The following is a 12,475-nucleotide window of genomic DNA, read 5'->3' on the forward strand; positions in this document are numbered from 1 at the left end:
CGCCGTCGTATATCGGACAGGGGAAAGGCATATGCTTGCCCCGCCCGCCCCCAATGGTGCTCCATCCCCTCCGGCGCCATGTGCGGCGAGAGGCGAGTGGTCGTGCCGTACGTGTCGGGTCCTCATGCGGGGAGAGGGTGAGGCGGCTTGGCCTCATTGGTTCCCGGCCCAGTGAACTTCCGGATTGGATATGATGAATCGTAGAATCGGTGCGTTGATATCGGCACTGCTCACGTTGTTCGTGCTCGGTGGAATCAACGCGGCCAGTGCCAGCGCCGCCAACCAGGTCACTCTCGGTGTCTCCCATGACGCCTTCAATCACAGCTGTGCCACCCCGGAGGGCAACAGGACCTCCAACGGAACCGTGGTCACGGTCTGGCCCTGTACCGGAAGCAGTCTTCAGACCTGGTATATGACCGCGGACGGATATGTCACCCACCCGGCGAGCGGCAAGTGCCTGACTCCCTCGGGCAACGCCAGTGGCACCAACGGAGCTGTTCTCACCCTTTGGACCTGTGACTACGGAAATCCGAATTCCCCCCAGCGCTTCACGGGTGATGGTGCGGGTTTCCGTACCGTAAACGGTGGAAAGTGCGTTACCAACAAGGGGAATTCATGGGCCAATGGGACCTGGTTGACGCTTTGGACCTGCCCTTCCAGCCCTCCTACCCCCTCCGTCCAGCGCTGGGAAATGATCTACAGCGGATGGATCGTCTGACCGTCTGATCGCCTCGGCCGATGCGGGATTCGCCCGCCCGGCTCGCCGGGCGCGGGCGTCGGCGCCCCGGCCCCTCGTCCCGCGTCGGCGCCGGACGTCTCCGCGCGGGCCGGACGTCGGTGGCCCCGGCCCCGCACAGGACGAGGGGCCGGGTGTTCACCCGGCCCCTCGTCCTGTGCCCGGTCGCGCGGCGCGCCGGTTCGGTCCGCCCGGTCCCCCCGGACCTCGCGGACGCCCCCCTGATCCCGACGCTCCGGTCTCCCGGGCGACCACGGCCCCGGCGGCTCCCCCGATGGCGCCGCCGCGACCGTCCCCCCGTTCGGAGCCGGCCCCGAATCCCCCGTGGGCCGGCTCGGCCCGTTACGTCAGGGGCTCGCCGGTGGCGTGCGAGTCGAGCGGCTTCATCGGCGTGCCGGTGGCGTGGGAGTCCAGCGTCGTGAACTCCTCGCCGGTGGCGTGCGAGTCGAGCGGCTTCATCGGCGTGCCGGTGGCGTGGGAGTCCAGCGTCGTGAACTCCTCGCCGGTGGCGTGCGAGTCCGTGGGCTTGAGGTTGTCGGCCATGGAGCAGCTCCTGAAGTCGTACAGCGTGATGGGGCTGGAACGTCCGACCGGCGTCCCCTGTGGATCACCGGGCGGACATCCAGGGCCGATCACCTTAGTGGTGAGGCCTCATGGCGATCCGTCTGCCCCCCGACGCGGCGGATCGACGAACACCACTGTGCCGTGCGCCGATAAACGATTGATGAACGCCCAGGCCGGGTCGGAACCGCCTGGTGGCTGTCAGGCGACCGCCGCCGGGTGGAGCAGGACGCGGACGGACCGCGCCTCCGGGGACCCGAGATCCTCGAAGACCGTGAGCGCCTCGGTCCAGCACACGCGGGCCCGGTCCGTCTGCCCCAGGGCGGCGAGCCCCTGGCCGAGAACGGTCAGGACGTTGGCACGGCGCCACTCCCCGCCGATGCCGTGCAGCACGGACAGGGCCTGCTCGGCGTTGGCCGCCGCCGCCGCGTGCCGGCGGTCGGCGAGGTGCACCTCCGCGAGCCGGAACAGCGTCATCCCGTGCCACAGCCGCTGGCGGCTCTCCTGGAAGACGCCGAGGGCCTCGGTCAGCACGGCACGGGCCTGGGCGGTCCGGCCCGAGGCGGTCAGCGCGAGTCCGAGGGCGTACTTGCCGTTGGCGAGCCGCAGGGCGAGCCCGGTCTCGGCCCGCTCGTAGATCGCGATGCCCTGCTCGGCGAGTTCGACGGCGCTGTCGACGCGGCCGGTGGCCAGGTGTACCCGGGACAGGTTGCACAGGGCGCTGGCCTCGCCCGGCCTGTTCGCGTCGGCGCGGAAGGCGGCCAGGGCCCGGGACAGGTGGGCCTCGGCGTCCGGGTGGCGGTTCTCGTACAGGGCGAGGATGCCGCGCTCGTTGGGCGCGTTGCCCTCCGTCCAGGGGTCGCCGGACGCGCGGCCGAGATCCATGGCGAGGTGGGCCTCGCCGTCGGCGTCCTCGAAGCGTCCGGCCGTGCTGTGGACCTGGGTGAGCGTGGTGCGGGCGCGGCCCTCGGAGCGGGCGTCGCCGGCCGTGCGGGCGGCGTCCCGTGCGGCCATGGCCGCCAGTTCGTAGTGGCGGGCGTTGACGCCTGATTCGGCCAGGTCCTTCGTCGCCATCAGGAGGTCGACGGCCCGGCGCAGAGAGCCGGGGGCGAGGGACTGCTGCACACAGGCCAGCACGCAGTCCGCCTCGGCGTGCAGCCAGTCGAGGGCGTCGGCGTGGTCGGTGAACTGGAGCCCCGCGTGCCGGGTGGCCTCCAGATGGGCGACCGTCCGGTCGCCCGGCCGCTCGATGGCGTACACCCTCGCCGCCGTCGACAGGTAGAAGTCCAGCAGTCGCGACAGTGCCAGTTCCCTCTCCACCGGAGGGTGTTCGTCGCGTTCCGCGCAGGCACGCGCGTAGAGCCGGACCAGGTCGTGGTAGCGGTACCTGCCGGGGGCCGCCGATTCGAGCAGGGAGGTGTCGACCAGGGCCTCCAGGAGATCCTCGGTGTCGTGCGGCGGGAGGTCCAGGACCGCCGCGGCGGCCGCCAGCGAGATGTCCGGGCCGTCCGCGAGGCCCAGCAGTCGGAAGGCACGCGCCTGGGCCGGTTCCAGCTGGCCGTATCCGAGCTCGAAGGTGGCCTTCACCGCGAGGTCGCCCGCCTGGAGCTCGTCCAGCCGGCGCCGCTCGTCGGCGAGCTTGGCCGCCAGGACCGAGACCGTCCAGGTGCGGCGGGCCGCCAGCCGGGAGGCGGCGATACGGATCGCGAGGGGGAGGAAGCCACAGGCCGCCACGACGTCGAGCGCCGCCTCCCGCTCCGCCCGCACCCGCTCCGCGCCGACGATGCGGGTGAAGAGCTGGAGCGCCTCCTCCGGGGACATGACGTCCAGGTCCACCAGGTGCGCGCCCGCCAGGTCCACCATCCTGATCCGGCTGGTCACCAGGGCGGCGCAGCCGGCCGTGCCCGGGAGCAGAGGCCGGATCTGCGCCGCGTCGCGGGCGTTGTCGAGCAGGACCAGGACCCGCCGGCCGTCGAGCGTGGAGCGGTACAGCGCGGCCCGCTCGTCCGGTGAGTCGGGGATGGCGGAGTCGGCGACGCCGAGGGCCCGCAGGAAGCCGCCCAGCACGGTCTCCGCCGTCGCCGCCCGGGAACCCGCGCCCTGGAGGTCGACGTAGAGCTGGCCGTCCGGGAAGTGCGGCCGGGCCTCGTGCGCCACGTGTACGGCGAGCGTGGTCTTGCCGACGCCGCCGATGCCCGCGAGGGCCGAGACGGCCATGACGGAGCCCTCCGCGGCGGCGAGCAGGTCGCCGAGCTCCCGGACGAAGGAGGCGCGGCCGGTGAAGTCGGGAACGGTCGCCGGAAGCTGTGCCGGGCGCGCGGACGGTGCCGCGGACGGGGCGGCTTCCTCGGCCGGGCGGTCCAGTTCGGCGTCGGCCCGGAGAATCCGCTGCTGGAGCCGGGACAGCTCGGCGCAGGGGTCGACGCCGAGTTCGTCGGCGAGCAGCCGGCGCGTGTCCGCGTAGACGGCGAGCGCCTCCGCCTGCCGGCCGCTGCGGTACAGGGCCAGCATCAGCAGTTCGCGCAGCCGCTCGCGCAGCGGATGAGCGGCCGTCAGCGCGGTCAGCTCGGACACGGCCTCCGCGTGCGCGCCGACCTCCAGGTCCATGTCGAGCCGGTTCTCCACCAGCTGGAGCCGCCACTCCTCCAGGCGCGTCCGCTGGGTCTCGGCGTACGGCCCGGGGACGGAGGCCAGCGCCTCGCCGTCCCACAGTCCGAGGGAGGTGTTGATCCGGGTCCGGGCCCCGCCGAGGTCGCCGGCCGACCGCAGTTTCTCGGCCTCGGCTGCGAGGTCCCGGGCGATGCCGAGGTCCAGGGCCTCGGCATGCGTCCTGATGGCGTAGCCCCCGGACTCGCTGACGAGCACACCGGGGTCGAGGATCTTGCGCAGCCGTGAGGCGTACGTCCGGACGGCGGCCAGGGCCTGCGAGGGCGGTTCGTCGCCCCAGATCGCGTCGATCAGCTCGGCGGCGGTCGCCGTGCGCCCGTCGCGCAGCAGCAGTGCGGCGAGCAGGGCCCGCTGCTGCGGCGAGCCCGAGGGAAGTGCCTCGTCGTTCCGCCAGGCCCGTACGGGCCCGAGCACGCCGAAGCGCAGTTCGTCGGCCGGCCGCCGGTCGGCGTCCCCGGAACCCGCTACCGGAGTCCGTGGCTCCGGCACTTGCGGCCCGTTCTCACGGTCCATCGCTCCCCCTGCCCGTACCGCTGGTTTCGCCCGGCACAGTCTGCCTTGTCCGCGGGGCGCGCGTCAGCATCGGGTGACCGTCTGCACAGGATCCGCCCCGCCCGATAGCTGACGGGTCGTCAGATCGGCGCTACCGTGGCCACCATGGAGACCTTCCCGAAGATCATCTCGGTGGACGACCACACCGTGGAACCTCCGCACGTCTGGCAGGACCGACTCCCCTCCCGGTACCGGGAGACCGGACCGCGCGTCGTCCGCGCCCCCTTGAGGGAAATGAGCTTCCTCGGCGGCAGGTTCGCCCCCGTCATGGGCTCCCCGGGGGACGACGGTCCGATCGGCGACTGGTGGGTGTACGAGGACCTGCACCGGCCGCTCACCCGTCTCGACACCGCCGTCGGCTACGACCGGGACGAGATCCGGCTGGAGGTGATCACGTACGAGCAGATGCGCCCCGGCTCCTACCGCGTCCCCGACCGGCTCGCCGACATGGACGTGAACCACGTCCAGTCCGCCCTCTGTTTCCCCACCTTCCCGCGGTTCTGCGGGCAGACCTTCACCGAGGCGGCCGACCGCGAGCTGGGGCTGCTCGGTGTCCGTGCCTACAACGACTGGATGGTGGAGGAGTGGTGCGGGTCCGAGGCGCGGGGCCGTCTCATCCCGCTCACCCTGATACCGCTCTGGGACGCGGAACTGGCCGCCGCCGAGGTCCGGCGCAACGCCGCCCGCGGGGTGCGGGCCGTCGCCTTCTCGGAGATCCCGCCCCACCTCGGGCTGCCCTCGGTGCACACCGACCACTGGGACCCCTTCCTGAGGGCCTGCGACGAGACCGGCACCGTCGTCGCCATGCACATCGGGTCCTCCAGCCGGATGCCGAGCACCTCGACGGACGCGCCGCCCGCCGTCGGGTCCACCATCACCTTCGCCAACTGCTGCTTCTCGATGGTCGACTGGCTGATGAGCGGCAAGTTCGAGCGCTTCCCGAACCTGCGCGTCATGTACGCGGAGGGTCAGATCGGATGGATCCCGTACATCCTGGAGCGCGCCGACGTGGTCTGGGAGGAGAACCGGGGCTGGGGCGGGGTCGCCGAAAAGGTGCTGCGCCCGCCGTCGGAACTCTTCGCCGAGCACGTGTACGGCTGCTTCTTCGACGACGCCTTCGGGCTGCGGAACCTGGACGCCGTCGGCGTCGGCAACGTCCTCTACGAGACCGACTACCCGCACTCCGACTCCACCTGGCCCGAGTCCCGCGAGGTCGGCGAGGCGCAGATGGGGCACCTGGCGCCCGACGTGGTCGAACGGATCGTGCGCGGCAACGCGATCGACCTGCTCGGGTTGACGCCTGACGGCCTCTGGCGGCCGTAGGCCCGTCCGCGCGGGGAGTGGACGATCCGCGGTCGGCTCACACCCCTTGCCTGATGGGGCGTCAGCGATGACGATGGGCCCCGTCATCGAAGCTGACGAGGCGTCAGACAAGGGGTGGGTCCATGGTGTCGTACGGGATGCAGCTCCCGGTCCAGTCGCAGAGCACCCTCTACGCCGAGCCCTGGGAGGCCGCGGCGGGGCCCGGCGATCTCGTCGAGATCGCCCGCGCCGCCGACCGCGGCGGTTTCGACTACCTCGCGAGCTGCGACCACGTCGCCATCCCCCGGCGTCTCGCCGGGCCGATGGGCACCGTCTGGTACGACCCGGTCGCCACGCTCTCCTTCCTCGCCGCCGTCACCGAGCGGGTCCGGCTGCTCTCGCACGTCGCGATCGTGGGGCTGCGGCACCCGCTGGTGTCGGCCAAGGCGTACGCGACCGTCGACCACCTGTCCGGCGGACGGCTCGTCCTCGGGGTCGGGGCCGGTCACGTGCCCGAGGAGTTCGACGCCGTCGGCGCGGACTTCGCGGGGCGCGGGCGCGTGCTCGACGAGACGATCGACGCGCTGCGGGCGGCCCTCGGGCCGGCGGAGTTCCCGGAGTTCGCCGGCGAGCGCTTCGCCTTCAAGGACCTCGGGCAGCGGCCCCGGCCGGCGCAGCGGCGGGTGCCGGTCTGGGTCGGCGGCTCCTCGCCCGCCGCCCTGCGCCGGGCGGCGCTGAAGGGGGACGGCTGGCTGCCGCAGGGCGACTCCCGCGAGGAGCTGCCGGGCCGGATCGCGCGGCTGCTGCGGCTCCGGGCCGAGGCGGGGATCGAGGCCCCGGTCACGGTGGGGGCCATCACCGAGCCGCTGTACGTCGGCGTCGCCGGCTGGGAGGTCGGACGGCGGACGCTGACCGGAGAGGCGGAGGCCGTCGCCGCGTCGCTCCGCGCGTACGGGGAGATGGGCGTGCAGCAGATCCAGGTCCGCTTCCGCTCCCGGAGCCGGACCGAACTGACCGACCAGATGGCGGCGTTCGCCGCGGAGGTCGCACCGCGTCTGAACTGAGGAGCGTGGCGGGCATGGGCAGGCTGGACGGACGCGTCGTGGTGATCACGGGGGCGGCGCGCGGGCAGGGTGAGCAGGAGGCGCGGCTCTTCGCCGCCGAGGGGGCGAGGGTCCTCCTGGGTGACGTCCTCGACGACTCCGGGGAGGCGCCGACCGAGGAGCTGGGGGAGGAGCGGGCCGCGTACGTCCGTCTCGACGTCACCCGGGAGGAGGACTGGTCCGCGGCACGATCGTGCACACCTCCTCGTTCACGGGTCTGACGGGTATGGCGGGCGTCGGCGCCTGCGCCGCCTCCAAGCACGCCGTGGTCGGGCCCACCCGGGTCGCGGCGCTGGAGCTGGCGGGGCGGGGTATCCGGGTCGACGCGATCTGTCCCGGGCGATCGACACCCCGATGGGCAGTCCGGAGGGAGCGGACCCGCAGGCCACCGCGGCGCTGTACCGCAAGCTCGTCCCGCTCGGCCGGATCGGACGGCCGGAGGAGGTCGCGGCCCTGGCGCTGTTCCTGAGCGGTGACGAATCGGCCTACATCACGGGGCAGCCGTTCGTGATCGACGGCGGCCGGCCGGGGCCGGCCTCCGCTGACCGCGGAGCCCCGGACGCGGCGTCCCGGCGGACCGTCCCGGACAGTATCCCTGACGCGTCGTCAGCTATTGACGGGCCCGTGCGGTGATGCGAAAGTCGGGCACATCAAGTATCTGACGGTACGTCAGAAGTAATGAGGACGGTGAACCCCCTTGGAATTCGGGATCTTCGTACAGGGATACGTCGGCAAGCGCGCCGAGACCGATCCCGAGGCCGAGCACAAGGCGCTGATGGAGGAGACCGAGTACGTCATCCAGGCGGACACGTCCGGGTTCAAGTACGCCTGGGCCTCCGAGCACCACTTCCTGGAGGAGTACTCCCACCTCTCGGCGAACGACGTCTACCTCGGATACCTCGCCCACGCCACGGACCGGATCCACCTCGGCTCGGGCATCTTCAACCCGCTCGCCCCCGTGAACCACCCGGTCAAGGTCGCCGAGAAGGTCGCCATGCTCGACCACCTGAGCGCCGGACGCTTCGAGTTCGGCTCCGGACGCGGAGCCGGCTCCCACGAGATCCTCGGGTTCATGCCGGGCATCACCGACATGAACCACACCAAGGAGATCTGGGAGGAGACGATCGCCGAGTTCCCCAAGATGTGGCTCCAGGAGGAGTACCCCGGATTCCAGGGCAAGCACTGGTCGCTGCCGCCGCGCAAGGTCCTGCCCAAGCCGTACGGGAAGTCCCATCCGGCCATGTGGTACGCCGCCGGATCACCCTCCTCGTACGCGATGGCCGCCAGCAAGGGCCTGGGCGTGCTGGGCTTCAGCGTGCAGAAGGTCTCCGACATGGAGTGGGTCGTCGACTCGTACAAGACGGCCGTCAAGGAGGCCAGGGCGGTCGGCGACTTCGTCAACGACAACGTCATGGTCACCTCCACCGCGATCTGTGCCGAGACCCACGACAAGGCCGTCGAGATCGCGGTGAGCGGCGGGCTCAACTACCTCCAGTCGCTGCTCTTCCGCTACCACGACACCTTCCCCCGCCCCGAGGGCGTCCCGGAGTGGCCCGAGCTCCTCCCCGAGTACAGCGCCGAGATCATCGAACTCCTCATCGCCGAGGAGCTGATGATCTGCGGCGACCCGGACGAGGTCCTGCGCCAGTGCAAACGCTGGGAGCAGGCCGGGGCGGACCAGCTGTCGTTCGGGCTGCCGATCGGTGTCCCGTACGAGGACACGATGAACACGATCAGGCTGATCGGCGCGCACGTGATCCCCGAGATCGACACGGATCCGATCCACCGCACCACCCGCTTCCGGCAGGCCGCGGGTTCCTGACGCGGCGGCGCGGGACCCTCCCGCCGTCCGCCCGCGAGCGCGGGGCGGTGTCTTCCCGGGCCACCGGCCCCGTACCTGCCCCGGCCGGGGGTGTCGTAGCCGCGGCCGGCTACCGCGTCCGCGGCCGGGGCGTGTCCACGCGGTCCACCTGAGGAAAGGGACGTCATGCTCGATCACCTGATCAGGGGGGCCACCGTCGTGGACGGCACCGGCGCCCCCGCCCGCGTCGCCGACGTCGGGATACGGGGCGGGCGGATCGCCGTCCTCGCCGAGCCGGGCACCACCACCGAGGAGACCGCCGGCCAGGAGGACGCCACGGGCCTCGTCCTCGCCCCCGGCTTCGTCGACCCGCACACCCACTACGACGCCCAGCTCTTCTGGGACCCCTTCGCCACCCCCTCCATGAACCACGGCGTCACCACCGTCGCCGGCGGCAACTGCGGCTTCACCCTGGCACCGCTCCACCCCGGCCGGCCCGAGGACGCCGACTACACCCGGCGCATGATGTCCAAGGTCGAGGGCATGTCCCTCAAGGCCCTCGAGGAAGGCGTCGACTGGACCTGGTCCTCCTTCGCCGAGTACCTCGACGCCCTCGAAGGCCGGATCGCCGTCAACGCCGGCTTCATGGTCGGGCACTGCGCCCTGCGCCGGTACGCGATGGGCACCGACGCCGTCGGCGGCCGGGCCACCGAGAGCGGGCTGCGGGAGATGGAGAGCCTCCTCCACGAGGCCCTGGACGCCGGCGCCTGGGGGCTGTCCACCACCCAGTCCGCTACCCACTCCGACGGGGACGGCGCCCCCGTCGCCTCCCGGCACGCCACCCCCGCGGAGCTCGTCACGCTCTCCCGGGTGGTCGGCGCGCACGAGGGCACCCAGCTGGAGGCCATCCTCGCCGGCTGTCTCGACCGGTTCTCCGACGCCGAGATCGACCTCTTCGTCGAGATGACGGCGGCGGCCGGCCGACCACTGAACTGGAACGTCCTCACCATCGACGCCGCCGTCCCCGAACGGGTCCCGCGCCAGCTTCTTGCCTCCGCACGCGCCCGCGAGGCCGGCGGCCGGATCGTCGCCCTCACCATGCCCATCCTGACCCCGATGAACATGTCCCTCGGCACCTTCTGCGCCCTCAACCTCATCCCCGGCTGGGGGGAGATCCTCTCCCTCCCCGTGCCCGAGCGGATCAGCCGGCTGCGCGACCCGCGGGTGCGGGCGGAGATGCTGCGCCGCGCCGGCTCACGCGAGGCCGGGGTCTTCCGGCGCCTCGCCCACTTCGGCCGGTACGTCATCGGCGACACCTACAGCCCCGCGAACCACGGCCTCACCGGACGGGTCGTCGGGGACATCGCCGCCGAACGCGGCCAGGACGCCTTCCAGTGCCTGGTCGAGATCTGCGCCCACGACGACCTGCGCACCGTGCTCTGGCCGATGCCCTCCGACAACGACCCGGCCTCCTGGGAGCTGCGCCGTGAGACATGGGAGCACGAGGACGTGATGCTGGGAGGCTCCGACGCCGGCGCCCACCTGGACCGGATGTGCGGGGCGCCGTACACCACCCGTTTCCTCGGCGACTGCCTGCGCGGCCGGAAGCTGCTGCCGCTGGAGCGCGCGGTGAGGATGCTCAGCGACGACCCCGCCCGGCTCTTCGGGCTGCGCGAGCGGGGCCGGATCGCGGAGGGCTACCACGCGGACCTGGTCCTCTTCGACCCCGAGCGGATCGACGCGGGCCCGGCCACCCTGGTGCACGACCTGCCCGCTGACAGTCCCCGGCTCGACTCCCGGGCCGTCGGCATCGTCTCCGTCCGCGTCAACGGTGCCGAGACCGTCCGCGACGACCGGGTGACCGGGGCGGTCCCCGGCCGGGTGCTGCGCTCCGGCCGGGACACGAGGACGGTGCCGACGCGATGACCCGTACCGAGCGGCTCCTCATCGGCGGCGCGTGGACCGAGCCCGACGCGGGCTACTACGAGGTGGTCGACCCGGCCACCGAGGAGGTCGTCGGGCTCGCCCCCGAGGCGTCCCGGGCCCAGGTGCACGAGGCCGCGGCGGCGGCCCGCGGCGCCTTCGACGCATGGTCCCGCAGCAAGCCGGAGGAGCGGGCCGCGATCCTCGACCGCGCCGCGGACGTGATGGCCCGCGACGCCGAGCGCCACACCGTCCTCGCCCAGGCCGAGACCGGGGCGACCACCGCGACCGCCCGCGGGATGCAGGTCGCCGTCGGCGTCTCCCGCTTCCGGCGGTACGCCCGCGGCGCCCTGGAGCCGGTCGAGCGGGCGCTGCCCCCGCAGATCAACGAGGCGGGTCCGATGGGACGGGCCGGGGTCTTCGGCGCGGTGGCGGCGCGCCGCGCGGTCGGTGTGGTCAGCTGCGTCACCTCGTACAACAACCCCTGGGCCAACCCGGCGGGCAAGATCGCCCCGGCGCTCGCCATGGGCAACACCGTCGTGGTGAAGCCCGCCCCGCAGGACCCGCTGTCCGTGTACGCGATGGCGCGGGCCCTGGAGGAGGCCGGCGTCCCGCCCGGTGTGGTCAACGTCGTCACCGGTTCCGCGGCGGCGGTGGGCGAGGCGGCGGTCGACTCCCCCGACGTCGACATGGTGTCCTTCACCGGCTCCACGGCCGTCGGGCAGCGCATCGGCGAGGTCTGCGGCCGGGAGCTGAAGCGACAGCTCATGGAGCTGGGCGGAAAGGGCGCGGCGATCGTCCTCGACGACGCCGACCTGGACTCCGCGGTGCGGGGCATCGGGACCACCTTCGCCTTCTACAGCGGACAGATATGCACGGCCCCGACGCGGGTGCTGGCCCAGCGCGGGATCTACGAACGGCTGGTCGAGCGGCTGGCCGGCGCCGTGTCGTTCATGAGGGTCGGCGACCCGCGCGCGCGAGGTACGGTCGTCGGTCCGGTGATCTCGGCGGCCCATCGCGACCGGGTGGAGTCGTACGTCGCACTCGGCCGTGAGGAGGGCGCCCGGGTGGTCGCCGGCGGTGAGCGTCCCGACCTCGCGCGCGGGTTCTACGTGGCGCCCACCCTGCTGGCCGACTGCACGAACCGGATGCGGGTGGTCCGGGAGGAGGTCTTCGGTCCGGTCGTGGTGGTCGTGCCCGTCGACGACGAGGAGGAGGCCGTCGCGCTGGCGAACGACAGCGACTACGGGCTGATCGACTACGTCTGGTCCGGCGACGTGGCCCGCGCGTTCCGCGTCGCGGCGCGGCTGCGGGCCGGCGGGGTCGGCGTGAACACCGTCGGCCGGAACATGGAGGCGCCGTTCGGAGGGTTCAAGAAGAGCGGTGTGGGCCGGGACGTGGGCTCGTACGCCCTGCACGCCTACAGCGAGCTCCAGGCGGTGGTCTGGCCCGGCTGACCACCGTCGGACGGCGGCCGGGAAAGCCCCCCGGGAAAATTCGGAGACGGGTGGATGCACGGCCCCAGGCCGGAGGCACGGCAGGGGGCGTCCCCGCCTCGGGCGCCGGCCGGGGGGCCGGCGGGCTCAGCGGCCGGGCAGGAGGCTCTGGACCATCGCGTTGGCGGGCGGCAGGTCGGCCGGGGCCGGCTGCTTCTTCCCGGGGTCGAGGACACCGCTCAGCGGGACGACCGTGGACAGGCCGAGGTCGCTCTCGGCGACTGCGGTCCCGGCGGAACCGAGGGTGCCGGCCAGGCTGAGACCGGCCAGGGCCAGGGGGAGGATCTTCTTCATGCCCGGACCAACGGCCTCGGGAGCCGACCGGTTACGGCCG

General features: G+C 72.7%; 9 protein-coding genes and 2 pseudogenes. 8 read left to right on the forward strand and 3 right to left on the reverse strand.

All coding sequences use genetic code 11. The features are described from left to right. The first annotated feature begins 214 nt into the window (after positions 1-214). Positions 215-718 carry an RICIN domain-containing protein gene (locus OG393_RS18185; RefSeq protein WP_327375716.1) on the forward strand — a complete coding sequence of 168 codons (504 nt, stop codon included), beginning with the start codon at positions 215-217 and terminating at the stop codon, positions 716-718. 360 nt (positions 719-1,078) lie between these two features. Here the strand turns inward: OG393_RS18185 and OG393_RS18190 are convergent, their stop codons facing one another. Together OG393_RS18190 and OG393_RS18195 are read right to left on the reverse strand one after the other, a co-directional pair. Next, positions 1,079-1,279, reverse strand: a complete 201-nt coding sequence (locus OG393_RS18190; RefSeq protein ID WP_327375717.1) for a hypothetical protein — start codon at positions 1,277-1,279, stop codon at positions 1,079-1,081. Between the two features lie 219 nt (positions 1,280-1,498). Further along, positions 1,499-4,477: an AfsR/SARP family transcriptional regulator gene (locus OG393_RS18195; protein ID WP_327375718.1), complete on the reverse strand. Its 2,979-nt coding sequence runs from the start codon at positions 4,475-4,477 to the stop codon at positions 1,499-1,501. 144 nt (positions 4,478-4,621) lie between these two features. On the opposite strand from OG393_RS18195, the gene OG393_RS18200 reads away from it, so the two are divergent. The 7 genes and pseudogenes from OG393_RS18200 (at position 4,622) to OG393_RS18225 (ending at position 12,102) form a co-directional block, all read left to right on the forward strand. Then, positions 4,622-5,839: an amidohydrolase family protein gene (locus OG393_RS18200; protein ID WP_327375719.1), complete on the forward strand. Its 1,218-nt coding sequence runs from the start codon at positions 4,622-4,624 to the stop codon at positions 5,837-5,839. 122 nt (positions 5,840-5,961) lie between these two features. Then, complete coding sequence (locus OG393_RS18205; RefSeq protein ID WP_327375720.1) at positions 5,962-6,882, forward strand: TIGR03619 family F420-dependent LLM class oxidoreductase; 921 nt, start codon at positions 5,962-5,964, stop codon at positions 6,880-6,882. 14 nt (positions 6,883-6,896) lie between these two features. After that, positions 6,897-7,100 (forward strand): annotated as a pseudogene (locus tag OG393_RS35495) (SDR family NAD(P)-dependent oxidoreductase); the annotation flags it as partial. 5 nt (positions 7,101-7,105) lie between these two features. Beyond that, positions 7,106-7,443, forward strand: a pseudogene (locus tag OG393_RS35500) (SDR family oxidoreductase); the annotation flags it as partial. A gap of 175 nt (positions 7,444-7,618) precedes the next feature. Then, a complete protein-coding gene (locus OG393_RS18215; RefSeq protein WP_327375721.1) occupies positions 7,619-8,743 on the forward strand; it encodes an LLM class flavin-dependent oxidoreductase in 1,125 nt (374 codons plus the stop codon). 165 nt (positions 8,744-8,908) lie between these two features. Beyond that, positions 8,909-10,648, forward strand: a complete 1,740-nt coding sequence (locus tag OG393_RS18220) for an N-acyl-D-amino-acid deacylase family protein (protein ID WP_327375722.1) — start codon at positions 8,909-8,911, stop codon at positions 10,646-10,648. Further along, positions 10,645-12,102 (forward strand): aldehyde dehydrogenase family protein, encoded by a 1,458-nt coding sequence (locus OG393_RS18225; RefSeq protein ID WP_327375723.1) that lies wholly within the window; start codon positions 10,645-10,647, stop codon positions 12,100-12,102. Before OG393_RS18220 ends, OG393_RS18225 begins: the two co-directional genes overlap by 4 nt. A gap of 126 nt (positions 12,103-12,228) precedes the next feature. Here the strand turns inward: OG393_RS18225 and OG393_RS18230 are convergent, their stop codons facing one another. Then, the gene (locus tag OG393_RS18230; protein ID WP_327375724.1) at positions 12,229-12,435 is read right to left on the reverse strand and encodes a hypothetical protein; all 207 of its coding nucleotides are present in this window, start codon (positions 12,433-12,435) and stop codon (positions 12,229-12,231) included. Positions 12,436-12,475 lie beyond the last annotated feature (40 nt).

This window comes from Streptomyces sp. NBC_01216, from assembly GCF_035994945.1.
Taxonomy (GTDB): domain Bacteria; phylum Actinomycetota; class Actinomycetes; order Streptomycetales; family Streptomycetaceae; genus Streptomyces.